Raw genomic sequence first — 16,108 nt, 5'->3', positions numbered from 1 at the left:
AAACTCTCCCTAAATGCGCGGACGGGGAGTACGCAAGGAGATTGCCCGCAATGCCTGCTATCCGCCAATGGGCGCACCGGTTTGCGGCTTTCCCGGCACTGATGATCGCTTTGGCGTTCAGTGCCACGAGCTACGCCCAGAATATCCCCGGCATCGATCCCAATATTGAAGCGACGTTGGTTGCAGATGGGCCGGCGATTGCGGGCGAAGATTTGACGCTGGCGATCCATTTTGAACCGGTCTCCGAGGAATGGCACGGCTATTGGGAAAACCCTGGCGACGCGGGTTACGGAATGCAGCTCGAATGGGACTTGCCGGAAGACTGGACGGCTGGCGAGCCGCAATACCCGGTACCGAAGAAGTTGCTGATCAGCGGTTTGATGAATCACATTTATGAGGGTTCATATGCGGTTCTGATCCCCGTTTCGGTGCCGGACGATGTGCCCGAATCGGGCGCAGCACAGATTGGGTTGAAAGCGGAATGGCTTGCTTGCACCGACCAAATATGTGTGCCGGAAGAAGGCGAAATGCAGATTACGTTGCCAGTGGGTCAGGGTGACTTCGGTGATGATCGCTTTGCCCAGTGGCGGACGGCTATTCCCCCAATGATAGACAGCGAAGCCACGTTCGAAATGGACGGGAATACGCTGCGTATCGCGATCCCGCTTCCTTCTGCGGTGACTCTATCCAATCCACATATTTACATCGCGAATATCGACCTTGTGCAATATGCAGCGGTTCAGACCTTCATGCGTGGTGACGACATGCTGATTGCAGAAATTTCACTGTCAGACCCTGACGCAAGGCCGGACCAGATCACCGGTATTCTGGCATTTGAGGGGCAAAACGGAGTGCGGTTCACCGCGCGGCCAAGCGATATTGCTTCGCCCGATGGGTCTTTTGCCACGCTGTCTGCTGACGCTCCTGCTTTGAGCTTGCTGTTGCTGGCCGCCCTGACTGGCGGGTTGATCCTCAATATCATGCCCTGTGTGTTCCCAATCCTGAGCTTGAAGGCATTGAGCCTCGCACGTGCTGGCGGAAGTGAGAGCGAGGCGCGCAAAGAGGGGGTTGCTTACAGTGCAGGCGTGATCCTCGCCTGTGTTGCACTGGGTGCGATCATGCTGGCTCTAAGGGCTGCAGGTGAGCAAGTCGGTTGGGCATTCCAGCTGCAAGAACCCGGCGTGGTTGTGGCTCTGCTAGTGCTGGCAGTGGCGATCACAGCCAATTTGGCAGGTGTCTTCGAATTGCCATCGGTGTGGCTCACTCGAAGCGGCGAACCGGCCAGCGCTTTTGCGACAGGCCTGCTGGCTGCAGTAGCTGCGACGCCATGCACCGGACCATTTATGGCGGCGGCAGTCGGTGCTGCACTGCTACTCCCGACCTATCAGGCGCTGCTGCTCTTCGCGGTGCTAGGCCTCGGCTTGGCGCTGCCATTCCTGCTCATTGGCTTCGTTCCAGCGCTCCGGAACATGCTACCCAAGCCGGGCACATGGATGGAGCGTTTCCGGAAGCTGATGGCGATCCCCATGGGCCTGACCGCACTGGCGCTGGTGTGGCTGGTCTCTCGCCTCGGAGGGCAGGGGTTCGCCCTGATGGCTATGGTACTCATTATCGGGCTGTTTATTGCGCTGGCAGCTGTCGGGCGCCTGCAAAAGGCCGGCAAAATGGCATGGCCAGCCTTTGGTCTGATTGTCGCGCCTTTCGCCATTTTCGCCGCTTTCGCGCTGCCGACAAGCTATTCGCAGAACGCGACGAGTAGCGCAAAATCGCTGCTCGATCCGGCCGCGTACAGCGCTGATGCTTTGGTGGAGGCACGCGCATCAGGACGTCCCGTTTTCGCATGGTTCACTGCGGATTGGTGCGTCACTTGCAAAGTGAATGAAGGGGTCGCGATCGAACGTGAAGCCACCCGTGCGGCATTTGAGCAAGCCGACGTGATAGCCATTCGCGGCGACTGGACGCGGCGCGATGCAGCGATCACTGAATATCTAGCTGAGCATGGTGCAGCGGGCGTCCCGCTCTATGTCTGGTACCCTGCGGGCGGCGAAGCGCAAATCCTGCCGCAAGTGCTGACGCCTGACAGTCTGGTTAGCTTGGCGGAGCAGTCTCAGCGGATTCCCGCCGACACGCCTCGACCAGCTGCGCCGGACGCGGACTCGGGTTCAGAATAACACTTCCGGCTCCGGGCACGGTCGCTTCGACCCTGCGCGGGCCGGTGAAGACATTCAGATCAAGGCTGCTCGCGGGATAGTTCCCTTCCCACAGCCATACGCGCCCATTCCATGTCGCATCAATCGGCAAGCGCGCCGTGTGCCCATTACCGATAAGCGCGATCAATGCCTTCGCTTCAGGATCGGCCGCAGCAAAGCGGGTAACGTGCACGAATCGCGTGCCATTCTGTTCATCGCAAGCAAGCGCCATCAACGGTGTCCCGCCGGGTACACCATAGAGTATCCGGCCCGCTCGGTCGCTCTCAACCCAAACGGCATCTTCGGTGTCAGGAGAAGCGATGGGCGTGCTGGCATGGCCGTCAACCTCGGCCAAAGCTACCCGTTCGACATAGTCATCGGTTGCGGGTGGTTTGCAGGCAGTCATGGCGAGCAAGAGAGAGATGACGAGAGCAGACTTCACTTCCCAAACTTCCGCTGTGTTTTCCCATAGCGCATCTTCCGGGTACCAGGCTTACCCTCCTGCGCACGCCCGACAATCGGTGCTTTCTTGTCTTCGTCGGGGATGCCGAGCTCATCCGCTTCCAACTTGCGGATTTCGTCGCGGAGGCGGCCAGCTTCTTCGAATTCCAGATCGGCAGCGGCGTCGCGCATGCGTTTCTCTAGGTCTTCGATATAGGCGCGGAGGTTGTGGCCGACGAGATTGTTAACCTCCTCATCGCCGGTATCGACTGTGACGCTATCCTTGCTGGCTGTGTGCGCTACGATATCGGCGATATCGCGTTTGATAGTCGCGGGCGTGATGCCGTGTTCTTCATTATAGGCGCGTTGTTTTTCGCGGCGGCGGTCGGTTTCGGCCATCGCGCGTTCCATGCTGCCGGTTATCCGGTCGGCATAGAGAATGACCTTGCCGTCGACGTTACGCGCTGCGCGGCCGATGGTCTGGACGAGCGAGGTCTCGCTGCGGAGAAAGCCTTCTTTGTCGGCGTCGAGGATGCAAACTAACCCGCATTCTGGAATGTCCAGGCCTTCACGCAGCAAATTTATGCCGACCAGAACGTCATATACGCCAAGCCGTAGATCACGGATCAGTTCGATGCGTTCGAGCGTCTCTACATCGCTATGCATGTAACGGACGCGCAGGCCCGCTTCGTGCATAAATTCGGTGAGGTCCTCCGCCATCCGCTTGGTCAGTGTGGTGACGAGCGTGCGATAACCTTTCTCAGCAGTCTGGCGGCATTGGTCGATGCAATCCTGCACCTGATCCTCGACCGGGCGGATTTCGACCGGTGGGTCGATCAGGCCCGTGGGTCGGATGACTTGCTCGGCAAAGACGCCGCCGGCTTGCTCCATTTCCCAGCCGCCAGGGGTGGCCGAAACCGCCACGGTTTGCGGGCGCATCGCATCCCATTCGTTGAAGCGCAGCGGGCGGTTGTCGATACAGCTGGGTAGGCGGAAGCCATATTGCGCGAGCGTCAGTTTGCGGCGGTGATCGCCTTTCGACATCGCTCCGATCTGCGGTACCGTTTGATGGCTTTCGTCGACAAAGAGCAATGCGTTTTCGGGAAGATACTCGAATAGTGTCGGTGGTGGTTCGCCGGGCAGACGGCCTGTCAGGAAACGCGAGTAGTTCTCAATTCCCGCGCATGACCCAGTGGCGGCGATCATTTCAAGATCGAAATTGGTGCGTTGCTCAAGCCGCTGGGCTTCCAGCAGCAGGCCTTCCTCATTCAACTCTTTCAGTCGCTCTTGCAGCTCAAACTTAATCGCATCAGCGGCCTGCTTCATGGTCGGACCGGGTGTGACATAGTGCGAATTCGCATAGACGCGAACGGTATCGAGCCTAGCGCCTTTGGTACCTGTCAGCGGGTCGAACTCGTTGATTTCCTCGATATCGTCACCGAAGAAACTGATCCGCCATGCCATATCCTCATAGTGGCTAGGGTAGAGTTCCAGATTATCGCCGCGCACTCGGAATGTACCGCGCGTAAAGGCTGCATCATTGCGCTTATATTGCAGCGCCACCAGCTTCCGGATCAACTCTCGCTGATCAACGCTTTCGCCCTTTTTGATGTCAAATATCATCGCTGAATAAGTCTCAACCGATCCGATACCGTACAGGCAGGAAACCGAGGCGACGATGATGACATCGTCCCGCTCAAGCAAGGACCGCGTGGCCGAGTGCCGCATCCGGTCGATTGCCTCGTTTACCGAGCTTTCTTTCTCGATATAGGTATCCGACCGCGCGACATATGCTTCGGGCTGGTAGTAGTCATAATAGCTGACGAAATATTCGACCGCATTGTTGGGGAAGAAGCTCTTGAACTCCCCGAAGAGCTGTGCGGCGAGGATTTTATTGGGCGCGAGGATCAGGGCGGGGCGCTGCGTTTCCTCGATCACTTTGGCCATAGTGAAAGTCTTGCCCGAACCGGTAACGCCGAGCAGCGTCTGCGTTGCTTCACCATCACCAACGCCGCCAACCAATTCGGCAATTGCAGTCGGTTGGTCGCCTGCGGGCTCATAATCTGAAACGAGCTCAAACTTCTTGCCCGGCATCGATTTTTCGGGTCGATTGGGCTTGTGCGGGACGAATTCTTCGGACGTATCGGGTTCTTCAAGACCGCGGCGGATAACGAGCTGAGACATAGCGGAACATATGGGGGGTAAACCGGCTGCGGGCAAGGCATCAATGCGGCGCTTGGCAGGGAGTGGTCCGACTGATAGCTTGCAACCATGTTTTAAGGAGGATTTACCGATGCGTGTCCGTTTTTGTCTGCCGCTCCTTGCTCTGGGCCTAGCCGCCTGCGGAAGCGAGGCCGAAGAACCGAAAACTCAGGAAGAAGTAGCAGCGGCCATCGAAGAACTGGAAAAGCCTGAGCCAGGACTTTATCGGACCGTCACCGAGGTCGTCGATGTGAGTATCACGGGCCTTCCGGAAGCGCAGCAAGCGATGGCTGAGCAGCAGGCCCAGCGGACCGATACGTCGGAGCGGTGCCTGACTCAGGAAGAGGCGGAAAACGGCTTTCAGGATATGGTGCGCGGCTTGGGGCAGGCGGATCAATCGTCGCAATGCGAGTTTAGCAAGTTTGACGTCTCTGGATCGGATCTTGATGCCAATATGAAATGCAGCGGGCCAATGGGTTCTGGCGCCGAAGTGGCGATGAGCGGAACTGTCCAATCGGATCAGACTGATCTCGAAATGGATATGAAAATTAGCGGCGGTCCGATTGGCGAGATGAACATGAAAATGAACATCAAGTCCGAGCGGATCGGCGATTGCCCCTAAATCCAGAAGCTAAGTTGGCAGCCAAACAACCTCCATCACCGCTCGACGGATTGCAAATCCGCAAAGGTGAATTGTCGCGCAGGGTTGCCTTGGCGCGGGAAACCAATCCCGAGCCTGCGCCGCGTCCGAAGATACGGCACACACTGGCAGAGGCGCGGGCAGTGTTGGAACCGGCGTTACGGCTGTTCCGCAAGATGGAGATTGCCGAAACGCAGTCACCCCAAACGGTGATGATGCTTCCCGGTTTTGGCACGCATCCGGTGCGCATGAAATATATGGCGCAGCAGATCGAGCGGGCAGGGCACACAGTCAAGCGCTGGGGTATGGGTTTTAATTTTGGTCCCACGACCGAGAATGTCGCTTTTCTGGAAGAGCGACTGATTGATATCCATGAGCGCTATGGCCGTGATGTCGTGCTGGTGGGTTGGAGCCTTGGCGGTCTGTTCGCGCGTGAGCTGGCGAAGCGCCATCCCGATAAAGTGGCCAAAGTCATTACGATGGGATCGCCTTTCAGCGGCAATCCACGCGCCAACAACGCTTGGCGCATCTATCAGTTTGTCACCGGTCACAAGGTGGATCAGCCGCCAATCGAGGGCGATGTCGGCGAGAAACCGCCCGTGGAAACGGTCGCCTTCTGGAGTGCGCGCGACGGGATCGTCAGCCCGCGCTGTACCTGCGGCAAGGAAGGCGAGCGTGATCGTGCTGTGGCATTGCGCTGCAATCACATTGGCTTTTCCTACTCGCCAGAGTGCATCCGGGCGATTTTACGGGAACTTGGAGACAAGTGAGGCTTTGGGTTTATAAGGCTGCAACGGGGTAGCCTGACGAACGCGAAATGATTGCGTTCGCTGGACAAGCATTTTCGGGGGTTCATGAGCGAGGCGCCAGCCAATTTCGACGAGATGTATGCGGAGGGCGGATCGGTTCGCCCTGCTTATGGCGGCTATTGCGAATGGTACGACCAGCAGGACCCCTCTTGGCTGAAGCGCAAGCACCGTGAAGCCGAAAGCAATTTTCGAAAAACCGGTATTACTTTCAACGTCTATGGTGAGGATGAGGCCGAAGAGCGCTTGATCCCGTTTGATATGGTGCCGCGTGTTATTGGTGCAGGCGAGTGGCGGCGATTGGTCCGCGGTATCGAGCAACGTGTCAGTGCGCTCAACGCCTTCATGTACGATCTCTACCACCGGCAAGAGATTATCCGCGCCGGCCGGGTGCCGCAGCGTCTGTTTCAGAACAATGCAGCATGGCTGCAGCAAATGGTCGGGTTTACGCCACCGGGCGGTGTCTATTCGCATATAGTCGGGATCGATCTGGTTCGGACCGGGCCGGATGAGTGGTTTGTACTCGAAGACAATGCCCGCACTCCCTCGGGTGTGAGCTATATGCTCGAAAACCGCGAAACAATGATGGCGATGTTCCCCGAGCTGTTCTCGCAAGTCGATGTCGAGCCAGTTGCAACCTATCCGCGTCAGCTTGCTAAGAGCCTCGCAGCCTGTGCGCCGCCAGCAACCAAGGGCAAGCCTACTGTCGCTGTCCTAACGCCGGGCATCTATAACAGCGCTTACTTCGAACATGCTTTCCTTGCAGACCAAATGGGCGCGGAACTGGTCGAAGGCAGCGATCTGCGGGTAATGGATGGCCGCGTGCAGATGCGTACCACTCGCGGGTTCCAACCGCTCGATGTGATCTACCGCCGGATTGACGATGAATATCTCGATCCGTTGACGTTCAATTCGGACTCTGTCCTGGGTGTGCCGGGGATCATGGATGTTTACCGCGCTGGCGGCGTCACGATCGCCAATGCACCGGGAACAGGCGTGTGCGATGACAAAGCGGTTTACAGCTTCATGCCGGAGATCGTCGAATTCTACACCGGCGAAAAACCGCTACTCCCCAATGTTCAGACATGGCGCTGCGCGGATGATGATAGCCTCGCTTATGTGCTCGACAATCTCGAAGAGCTGGTGGTGAAAGAAGTCCACGGTTCGGGCGGTTACGGTATGCTGATCGGGCCAACCGCCTCAAAGAAGGAAATCGCAGCTTTCCGCAAGAAGCTGAAGACAACGCCGGAAAACTACATCGCGCAACCGACGCTTGCGCTTTCTACCACACCCATCTTCACCAAGAGCGGCCTTGCACCGCGCCATGTCGATTTGCGCCCCTATGTTTTGGTATCGCCCAATGGCGTAGATATCACACCCGGGGGATTGACGCGGGTTGCGCTTAAAAAAGGATCGCTGGTGGTCAATTCCAGCCAAGGCGGCGGGACTAAAGATACATGGGTGCTGAAAGACTGATGGCTGCTCTAGACACCCTCGCGAGCCGCGCATGCTAGGCCGTACAGCCAACGGACTGTTCTGGATGTTCCGCTATTTGGAGCGGGCGGAGAACACCGCACGCCTGCTTGATGCTGGACTGCGCATGGCGCTCACACGTGACCATACCAAAGCGAAAGAGGAATGGCGTTCTGTCATTGTCACTTCAGGGCAGAAAGTCGCGTTTGAAGCGAAGTTTGAAGACGATTACTCCGGCCCCAATGTCTGGAACTTCATCCTGCGGGACAAAGAGAATAGCGCTAATGTGCTGAGCACGTTCGAACAGGTGCGGACCAACGCTCGACTGGTCCGCAATGTGATCAGCAGCGAGGTCTGGGAGGCTGTCAATACCAGCTGGATGCAGTTGCAGGATGATTTGAAGCGCCCCGTTGCTCAGGGCAATCTTGGCAAAGTTGTCGGCGATGTCCGGCGTGCAGGGATGCAGGTCCATGGAGCCATGGCTGGCTCAATGCTTCGCGATGCCGGTTTCCATTTTGCGCGGGCCGGCACGTTTGTGGAGCGCGGGGACAGCATCGCGCGCATTCTCGACATCAAATATTATCTGCTACTGCCGTCGCTATCTTATGTCGGGTCCAGCCTCGATACGGGTCAATGGGACAATGTGCTACGCTCCGTATCGGGCGACCGCGCCTATCGTTGGCTCAACGCAGGCGAGATTGATGCGCGCGGCATTGTTGAATTTCTGGTGCTCGATGACCGCTTCCCGCGCAGCTTAGCATTTTGCCATTCGGCTCTGCGGGACAATCTTGCGGCGCTCGCCAGGCTCCATCACAATGAAGGTCTCTGTAACGAATTGATGCGCGATGCCGATACCGAGATGAGCGCGACCACGATCGACGATATTTTCGATACTGGCCTGCACCAGTTCCTGATCGATTTTAGCAATCGCAACAATGCTATCGCTGCCGCGATCGCGGAAGACTACAGGTTCATCGCGTGAGATTATCCATTCGCCATAACACCCGGTATCGGTTCAGAGAGCCTGTGGTGCATGCGCTGCAACGGTTGCGCCTGACGCCGAAGGAAACGCAAGGTCAGAAAATTCTCGACTGGACAATGTCATACGAGAATGCCGAGGCCGAGCTTGAGTATGACGACCAGAATTTCAACACGGTTACACTGGTAACGGTCGAACCCGGCGTTCGCGAAGTCCTGATCAGCTGCGAAGGGTTGGTGGATACGGAAGACAATGCCGGCGTTATTGGGCGCCATTCCGGGCATTTACCATTGTGGAGCTTCCTTGGCCAAACCGCGCTGACCAAGCCGGGGCCAACCGTAAAGCAGATGCTGCGGGACATCGGTACGCTCGACGGGAACAAGTTGGACGGGCTGCATGCGCTTTCGGAACGGATCCGTTCCGATGTGGCCTATATGACGGGCCAGACCGGAGTGAAAACCACCGCTGAGGAAGCCGCCACCCAAGGCAGCGGCGTGTGCCAGGATCACGCGCACATCTTCATTGGTGCAGCGCGGGCGATGGATGTCCCGGCACGCTATGTCAGCGGATACCTGATGATGAATGATCGGGTGGAACAAGACGCTACCCATGCATGGGCAGAGGCGCATGTTGATGGGCTTGGCTGGGTTGGTTTCGATATCTCTAACGGCATCAGCCCCGACCCGCGCTATGTTCGCGTTGCCACCGGGCGTGATTACCGTGATGCAGCGCCGATTACTGGCATCACTTTTGGTTCGCTCAACGAAGACCTGCAGGTCGATGTCGAGGTGGAGCAGCAAGTTCAGCAATGATGCGGTCAATGATCGGGGTGCACGATTTCGGATGGACCGTTCGATTTTCTAGGTGTATTCGCGCGCGATAACGGCGGCTGGCCGGATGAAGGATTTCTCATGACATATTGTGTTGGAATGGTGCTCGATAAGGGCCTCGTGATGATGAGCGACACTCGGACGAATTCGGGCGTCGACAATATCTCTGTCTTTAAGAAGATGTTTCACTGGACGGTCCCCGGTGAGCGCATTCTGTCGGTTATGACCGCTGGCAACCTTGCGACCACGCAAGCGGTTATCAGTCAGCTTGAGGAACGCACAAAAGCGCCTGAAGATCGTAACAATTCGCTGCTGAAAGCGCCCACGATGTTTCAGGTCGCGTCAGAGATCGGCCAATTGCTGCGCGATACCATTGCCAAGACACAGGAAGACAATGGCGCGCGGGGTAAGGGCCGCTTCACCGCATCGATCATTCTGGCAGGGCAGATCGAAGGCATGGAGCCGCGCCTGTTTATGATCTACCCTGAGGGTAATTTTATCGAGGCGAGCTTCGACACACCCTTCTTCCAGATTGGCGAAACCAAATATGGGCGCCCGATCCTGATCCGGGGTTACGACAAGGATATGAGCTTTGAAGATGCGGTGAAGCTGATCATGGTGTCCTTCGATTCGACGCTAAAGGCCAATCTGTCGGTCGGTCTGCCGCTTGATCTCATGGTCATCGGGCGCGCTTCTTTCGAAGCTACACATGTCCGCAGGATCACGCATGATGATGAGTATTTCCAAGCCATATCGTCTAGCTGGGGCGACGCGCTGAAATCAGCATTTCATTCGCTTCCTGACTACAGCTTTGACGAAAAATCCTAAGTTCATGGCGATCTGTTTATTCGAAATGACTGAACTTGTACTGTGAAAGATCCGTTTCGGATATTCTAATATTGTCCGAATATCCTGAATTTTTCGGCAATTAAATCTCCACATCGGTATTACTACGGAATGCGCAATCATGCGTAGTACGTCAGATATGCGTTCATGGAAAAACGCTTCACAATACATTTCGTCGACCCGTCCAGCCGCAACCGGGCGGAACATGCCTCAATTGCATTTGACCTCGGTTATCATGCCGAAGTCTATGCCGACATTGGCGAGTTGATCGGGCATGCACCATCGCACGGAATCATCGTTGCCACAGACGATCCGGAGACCGGTGGCACCGCTGGCTTGATCGAAACTCTGGCCGATGCCGGGATTTGGTTGCCCGTGATCGCCGCCGCAACCCAGCCGGTTCCCGAGCGGGTGGTGGATGCGATGAAAGCAGGTGCGCTGCATTATCTGTCGCTGCCGTTCGATATGGAATTGTTCGATGGCACACTCTCTCGTCTCGGCGGTGAGGCAGTTGAATATGGTGAGGCGCGGCGCAAAATGATTGATGCCCGTAGCTTGATTGCGAACCTTTCCAATCGTGAGCGCGAAGTGCTCGACTGGTTAACCCGGGGGCGCAGCAACAAGGCGATCGCCCGCGAATTGGATATCAGCCCGCGCACCGTTGAAATCCATCGCGCGAATATGATGCACAAGCTAGGCGCACATCACGCTGCAGAGGCGGTTAGAGTGCGGTTGGAGGCACAAATCGATGCCACGCCGAACGCGGCCTAGGCCCTATCGGCAGAAGTCGCTGCTGCCGACTTCCAGATGGAAATGATCGCGGTGATCGGCGTTGTAGTCCGGACTTAGAACCGTTCCAAACCGTTTGCAGGCGCTCCCGCGGACGATGCGCAGGAACTCGCGTTCTTCCGCTGATCCGGCGTTCCAATCGCCCAAAACGCTCACTCTTCGTCCATCGGCCAGCACGAAAGCCGCCACATCGATTGCCTCTGCCCGCGAATGAGCTGAGCGACGGTTTGACCCCGCGACATTGCGGCAGGAATAGCTGCCCATCGTTTCAATTCTCAGCAGCGGACTGCCGAGGATTTGCCGCGCGGCGCGGTCCACGCCATATCTGGCCCATCCGGCAAAGGCATTGGCGGTTGGGCATGTTACCGGGCCCAGATTGGCTAGTGCAAAATTCGCAGTATCACCGCGCAAATCCGACAATCGCACCGTGTTGAAATTGGTGCAGCCTTGGCCCAGCGTCCGGTCGGGCAACGGGCTATAGCGCGATCCGGTGCGGTCCAGTTGCGCCAGACATTGGCGGGCCTCTCCCGATACCGGCATGTTCGCCGATTGCGTGCTGCGCGGCGGGTCGGAGCGGTCCGATCCCGGCAGCAGGCTGCATCCACCCAGAAGAGCAGACGCGGCAATCAGGAGAGCATTACGAACCATCACCGCCATATTTGCGGGAGGTGGTTAATACCCGCCTAACGCGCCCGTGCCGAGGTTGCCATGCGGCGCGTAATCAGGGCGCTTCGACCTGTTCCCACAATTCGATCTTCACGCCATTGGGGTCGAGAATCCATGCGAATTTGCCGTATCCCTCATCCACAGAGTCGAGGATTTCGACATCGCGGTCTTTCAGCACTTCGACAAAGCCGTCCAGATCATCGACGCGCAGATTGATCATAAACCCGCCTTTGCCTGGCTTGATATATTTGTCGTCGGAGAAATGACTGATCAGCGAATAGGGCTTGTCACCCGTCTCTTCCGACCAGCTCAATTGCGGGCCATATTCGCCATCAATACCCAGCTTTTCGCGGTACCATTCGCGCGTCGCCGCAGGGTCCTCCGCAACATAAAACACGCCGCCCAGTCCTGTGATTTTGGCCATCAATCTCTCTCCTCTGCCGCCCGAGTCGCAGCGTCACGATCCCCAAATTGGGGGTTTAGTTCATAAAACACATCCGCAGAGGCGCATGAACTAACGAACTTTGCCTTTTCCGGCCGGAAACCGATGCGAAGAAGGACAAAGCGAAGCTAGCAGGGAAGCGGCGAGTAGGAAAATGCGGCCCTAGCGCGGCAGGAAATAGCCCTTTTCGCCAGACCGTGCGGCACCCGTTGCGACCAGCGTTTCGAGCACTTCGGAAACCCGCGATTTGCGTTTGGCGGTATTGCGGCCCTTGAACAAGGTGGCAAGGGCATCGGCGGGCAGGGGCGCTTCTGCTTCGGCCAGAACATCGCGCAATGTGCGGATTTGCTCGAGGCCATCGGTCGGCCATTTGCGCTCTTCGATCAGCACCACTTCACCCAAGTCGGCCTCGACCTGCTCGCTGCCAGAGACTTTATGCCCAAGGCGCGGGATCTGGAAATCGGGGCGCAGCCAACGAACGATCCCGCGTTTCTCCTCTGCAGCGCGTTCTTGGTTCAGCGCCACGAGGCGTGCGAGCAACTCTTCCTCGGCTTCTTCCTGATCTTCGGATTTGTGCGGGCTGGGTGTGGTCGCGCCGGGCTTGCCGACGAGCCGCTTGCCCAAGTCTTCCCAGCCATAGGCAGCGAAGACCTCGCGGTCGATTTCGTCATGAATGTCCTTGAGCACGGTAATTTGAGCCGCTTCGGCGACATCCAGTTCCTCCTCTGAAAGCGGCGGCACGTCCGCCTTGCGATCGAGTTCGCGATAGCGTTCGAGCACATTGTACATGCCGGTCATGGTGAGGAAGGCGTGTTCCGCCAGCCGCTCTTTGCGGAAGGCGTCTAGGCGTTCGCCGAGGGCGTCGAGCTTGGCGGATTGGGTGTCGGTGAGGATGGGGAAGGGGAAGGGGTTGAATGTATCCGTATGCTGATAAGTTGGGCGGTCTTCCAAGAAACCACCGGTTGTCAATGCAAAGGTATGGTGAAGTCGAGATGAGAGCAATGCAAGAATCTGATTACTATCGGTCATGAACGTTACGAGCTTGCTTTCCGGGATTACGAAGCTCGATACCTTTGAGAACGTTCGATGCTTGGCCGTCCTCGTGGTCGCAATGTAGGACGGAATCCTCAGTAGGTCAGGTCGAAAAGTTGCTCCGATCTCTCCGAATTTCCACCAATTCAGCCGGCGCACTTCCCGCTTGTTCTGCAACCTTTCCGGACGAACATGATCATATAGATGCTGGTATATTTTTGGGTAATTTCTCTCCAAATCGGCCTTCTCGAGGAATGCCGCGTCGATCGCCCAGACACCTCTGCTCCTTTGCGTTAAATCGTTGCCATTGAACAACGGCCGGATAATCCTATCGTTTGCTTTATCTGAGCGCTCCTCCAAGCGGTTGGCGGTCGCCTCGTCTACCAAGAAGCCCTTGCCGTGAAGAACGATACCTTTGTTCCCGATCTTTTCATTGGCAATGAGGTCTGAGATACGTGAAAAATCAGCTCCCAGGCGCAGTGCGCTCGTGATCTTCCCCACTTCACTTTCCAGCCGCACATCACGCGTATCGTTATTGAGCCCGCTTTCGTGCACTACTTCGGCCAACTTGCCCTGGCGCTCGCCGCGCACCGCCACGGTCATGGCGATCCGCACTGCCGCGCGCTCGCTGCCTTTCACCCACGGGTGGTCGGGCACGGCATAGACCAGCGATAGCGGCAACTTCGCGTTCATATGCTTTTCCACCACGCGGCGGCTGAAGGTCTGGGTGATGGAATTGGTAGTGATAAAACCGAACCGCCGCAGCGAGTTCTCGCCTTTCGTTTTCGCAGGCGGCTTGGCGAGCAGCCGCGTTGCCGCCTCGTCCCAAAAATGCATTACGAAATCGGCCCCGCCAGGCACGCCTTTACGCGCCTTCCAAGCCGCCTCGGCATAGCCATCGCCCAACTCAGCGCGCATATCCTTGCCGCCGATGAAAGGCGGGTTGCCGACGATAAATTCCACCTCCGGCCAATCGGCGCGGCGCGGATTTTCGTATGTGTAGAGTTCCATCTGCGCATCGGGATCGGGGATTTCCTCGCCGGTGATGGGGTGGAGCTTCATCGTCTCCCCGTCCCACCGCGTCATCGGCGTGCCGTCCTCGTTCCGCAGCAATTCCTGCTTGTCATAGGCAAGGATTGCATCCTGTTGCTTGACGGTGCCGTAAGCGTGCAGGATCGGTTCGGGCAGGTCTTTCACTTCCACTGTGCGGAGTTGCCATTTCAGGAAACCGATCCAAAGCACCAGATCGGCAATCGGTACGGCGCGCGGATTGATTTCGAGGCCGTAGAACTGACGCGGATTGACCGTTTCGCCATCGAGCAGAAGCCGCGCTTCATCATCGCCCAGCGCTTCCAGCGTTTCGAGCACTTCACCTTCGAGCCGCTTCATCAGTTCGAGGCTGACATAAAGGAAATTGCCGGTGCCACAGGCGGGGTCGAGCACGCGCGTGATGCATAGAGTATGATGGAACTGGCGAACTGCTTCCAGCGCTGCGTCGTTGTTGCCAGCCCGGCGCAGATCTTCGACCAGCGCCTGCACTTCCTCCCAATCCTCGCGCAGAGGCTCGATAATTGTCGGCACCACGAGCCGCTCAACATATACGCGCGGAGTGAAGTGGGCGCCCAGCTTACCGCGTTCCTTGGTATTCAGTGCGCGCTCGAGCAGAGTACCGAAAATGGCGGGTTCAACGTCACGCCAGTCCTTCTTGCTGGCGAGCCACAATTCGCGAATATCGTCTGCCTCAAGCGGCAGCGCGCGATGCGTTTTGAACAGCGATCCGTTAAATCGTTTGAGCGTGGCATTGAGATGCGGGGCGTAGCCGCCTTTGTCCATTACCTGCCACAGGCTTTCCAGTGCTGGCGGGAAATGCTCTGGCGTATCGACCATTTGTTCGAGCAGTTTCTGGAAACCGTGGTCGGGGATCAGGGCCACATCCTCTGCAAACATGGTGAAGAGGCACCGCATCAGGAATTCGGCGATATCCTTGGGATCATGCCGTTTTTCCAAGCTCTTGGCGATCTTTGCGAGCCGCTCGGCAATGTCCTCGGTTACGGCGGCAGAAATGCGCGTGGGATCTAGGCGTTGCGGATCATCCCAGATCGCGCGCAGCCTGTCCTGAACGCCCGTCTCAAGCAGATCGTCCATCGACAGGCGGTAACTTTGGCGATCGGGGAAATGCGCGTAGTTGCGGCCCTGACCGCTGAAATCAGCGTAAACTTCGATTACGTTGCCAATATCGGCGATCAGTAGAAAGGGCGGGTAGGCATGATCATCGGGCAAGGAGCGGGCGTAATCTTCCGCCTGTTTCTTGGCGGCGATCATCACCTTGTCCCACGTTTTGGTGCCGCGTTTGGCATGGCCCAGCTATTGCGTGGTTTCGATGCCCGCCATTTCCAGCTGCTCGGTCTCGCGTGCTTTCTTGCGCTTGGCGGATTGTTTCGCTTCCAGAATGAAGCTGTCGCGCTTGTAGCAATCAATGCGGCCGGTGCTGGTGGTGCCGCCCGGATGCCGGAAGGTAACCGGACGTTCGAATACATAATCGCTTTTCGCGGTCTCCTCGCCCTGCATTTTAGGAGGCTCGAGACCGAGTGCTTGCGTTAGGTATATGACAAATGATTGTGCATTTGCGAGCTCGGAACCGCCCGAGGCTTTCGCTTCGGAAACGAGCTTTTCAAGAGCGGCTATATTAACTTCCCCCATCACGCGGTGATGCGGTAAAAAGAGCGCAGTTACAAGCTGCTATCGCGGTCCAACGCTTAACGCGGAGACGCCC

General features: G+C 57.3%; 14 protein-coding genes. 8 read left to right on the top strand and 6 right to left on the bottom strand.

The window, feature by feature from the left end:
• Nucleotides 1–50: 50 nt before the first annotated feature.
• Entirely contained in the window at nt 51–2,171 is a 2,121-nt protein-coding gene (locus J9777_RS07900) for a protein-disulfide reductase DsbD domain-containing protein (protein ID WP_209348173.1), read from the top strand.
• On the opposite strand, the gene J9777_RS07895 is transcribed toward J9777_RS07900, so the two are convergent.
• Both J9777_RS07895 and uvrB read right to left on the bottom strand, forming a co-directional pair.
• Nucleotides 2,089–2,631 (bottom strand): hypothetical protein, encoded by a 543-nt coding sequence (locus J9777_RS07895; RefSeq protein WP_209348172.1) that lies wholly within the window; start codon nt 2,629–2,631, stop codon nt 2,089–2,091. The two genes, J9777_RS07900 and J9777_RS07895, sit on opposite strands and share 83 nt — an antisense overlap.
• Complete coding sequence (uvrB, locus tag J9777_RS07890) at nt 2,628–4,814, bottom strand: excinuclease ABC subunit UvrB (RefSeq protein ID WP_209348171.1); 2,187 nt, start codon at nt 4,812–4,814, stop codon at nt 2,628–2,630. Before uvrB ends, J9777_RS07895 begins: the two co-directional genes overlap by 4 nt.
• A gap of 109 nt (nt 4,815–4,923) precedes the next feature.
• Between uvrB and J9777_RS07885 the strand changes: the two genes are divergently transcribed.
• The 7 genes from J9777_RS07885 (at nt 4,924) to J9777_RS07855 (ending at nt 11,177) form a co-directional block, all read left to right on the top strand.
• Entirely contained in the window at nt 4,924–5,454 is a 531-nt protein-coding gene (locus tag J9777_RS07885; protein ID WP_209348170.1) for a DUF3617 domain-containing protein, read from the top strand.
• A 14-nt stretch (nt 5,455–5,468) separates the two neighbouring features.
• Nucleotides 5,469–6,242 carry an alpha/beta fold hydrolase gene (locus J9777_RS07880; RefSeq protein WP_245228541.1) on the top strand — a complete coding sequence of 258 codons (774 nt, stop codon included), beginning with the start codon at nt 5,469–5,471 and terminating at the stop codon, nt 6,240–6,242.
• 84 nt (nt 6,243–6,326) lie between these two features.
• The gene (locus J9777_RS07875; RefSeq protein WP_209348169.1) at nt 6,327–7,754 is read left to right on the top strand and encodes a circularly permuted type 2 ATP-grasp protein; all 1,428 of its coding nucleotides are present in this window, start codon (nt 6,327–6,329) and stop codon (nt 7,752–7,754) included.
• Nucleotides 7,755–7,785: 31 nt separating this feature from the next.
• A complete protein-coding gene (locus tag J9777_RS07870; RefSeq protein ID WP_209348168.1) occupies nt 7,786–8,733 on the top strand; it encodes an alpha-E domain-containing protein in 948 nt (315 codons plus the stop codon).
• Nucleotides 8,730–9,542 carry a transglutaminase family protein gene (locus J9777_RS07865; RefSeq protein WP_209348167.1) on the top strand — a complete coding sequence of 271 codons (813 nt, stop codon included), beginning with the start codon at nt 8,730–8,732 and terminating at the stop codon, nt 9,540–9,542. Before J9777_RS07870 ends, J9777_RS07865 begins: the two co-directional genes overlap by 4 nt.
• A 99-nt stretch (nt 9,543–9,641) precedes the next feature.
• Nucleotides 9,642–10,388, top strand: coding sequence for a proteasome-type protease (locus tag J9777_RS07860; RefSeq protein ID WP_209348166.1), 747 nt, complete (start codon nt 9,642–9,644; stop codon nt 10,386–10,388).
• A gap of 165 nt (nt 10,389–10,553) precedes the next feature.
• Entirely contained in the window at nt 10,554–11,177 is a 624-nt protein-coding gene (locus tag J9777_RS07855; RefSeq protein ID WP_209348165.1) for a LuxR C-terminal-related transcriptional regulator, read from the top strand.
• 3 nt (nt 11,178–11,180) lie between these two features.
• Here J9777_RS07855 and J9777_RS07850 read toward each other — a convergent pair whose 3' ends face one another.
• From J9777_RS07850 to J9777_RS07835, 4 genes are all read right to left on the bottom strand, one after another.
• Nucleotides 11,181–11,843, bottom strand: coding sequence for an extensin family protein (locus tag J9777_RS07850; protein WP_209348164.1), 663 nt, complete (start codon nt 11,841–11,843; stop codon nt 11,181–11,183).
• 73 nt (nt 11,844–11,916) lie between these two features.
• A complete protein-coding gene (locus tag J9777_RS07845; RefSeq protein ID WP_209348163.1) occupies nt 11,917–12,285 on the bottom strand; it encodes a VOC family protein in 369 nt (122 codons plus the stop codon).
• 180 nt (nt 12,286–12,465) lie between these two features.
• Nucleotides 12,466–15,657, bottom strand: coding sequence for a DNA methyltransferase (locus J9777_RS07840; protein WP_209348162.1), 3,192 nt, complete (start codon nt 15,655–15,657; stop codon nt 12,466–12,468).
• A gap of 42 nt (nt 15,658–15,699) precedes the next feature.
• Nucleotides 15,700–16,035, bottom strand: a complete 336-nt coding sequence (locus J9777_RS07835; RefSeq protein ID WP_209348161.1) for a type IIL restriction-modification enzyme MmeI — start codon at nt 16,033–16,035, stop codon at nt 15,700–15,702.
• Nucleotides 16,036–16,108: the final 73 nt, after the last annotated feature.

This window comes from Pontixanthobacter sp. CEM42, assembly GCF_017812015.1.
Taxonomy (GTDB): Bacteria; Pseudomonadota; Alphaproteobacteria; order Sphingomonadales; family Sphingomonadaceae; genus Pontixanthobacter.
Note: the sequence above shows the minus strand (reverse complement) of the source record. Positions and strands in the feature narration are given on the sequence as shown.

Bases quoted from the DNA above. Each gene is read 5' to 3' on its own strand.
- J9777_RS07900 (WP_209348173.1), top strand. From the start codon at position 51: ATGCCTGCTATCCGCCAATGGGCGCACCGGTTTGCGGCTTTCCCGGCA.
- uvrB (WP_209348171.1), bottom strand. From the start codon at position 4,814: ATGTCTCAGCTCGTTATCCGCCGCGGTCTTGAAGAACCCGATACGTCC.
- J9777_RS07885 (WP_209348170.1), top strand. From the start codon at position 4,924: ATGCGTGTCCGTTTTTGTCTGCCGCTCCTTGCTCTGGGCCTAGCCGCC.
- J9777_RS07875 (WP_209348169.1), top strand. From the start codon at position 6,327: ATGAGCGAGGCGCCAGCCAATTTCGACGAGATGTATGCGGAGGGCGGA.
- J9777_RS07870 (WP_209348168.1), top strand. From the start codon at position 7,786: ATGCTAGGCCGTACAGCCAACGGACTGTTCTGGATGTTCCGCTATTTG.
- J9777_RS07860 (WP_209348166.1), top strand. From the start codon at position 9,642: ATGACATATTGTGTTGGAATGGTGCTCGATAAGGGCCTCGTGATGATG.
- J9777_RS07855 (WP_209348165.1), top strand. From the start codon at position 10,554: ATGGAAAAACGCTTCACAATACATTTCGTCGACCCGTCCAGCCGCAAC.
- J9777_RS07850 (WP_209348164.1), bottom strand. From the start codon at position 11,843: ATGGTTCGTAATGCTCTCCTGATTGCCGCGTCTGCTCTTCTGGGTGGA.
- J9777_RS07845 (WP_209348163.1), bottom strand. From the start codon at position 12,285: ATGGCCAAAATCACAGGACTGGGCGGCGTGTTTTATGTTGCGGAGGAC.
- J9777_RS07840 (WP_209348162.1), bottom strand. From the start codon at position 15,657: ATGATCGCCGCCAAGAAACAGGCGGAAGATTACGCCCGCTCCTTGCCC.
- J9777_RS07835 (WP_209348161.1), bottom strand. From the start codon at position 16,035: ATGGGGGAAGTTAATATAGCCGCTCTTGAAAAGCTCGTTTCCGAAGCG.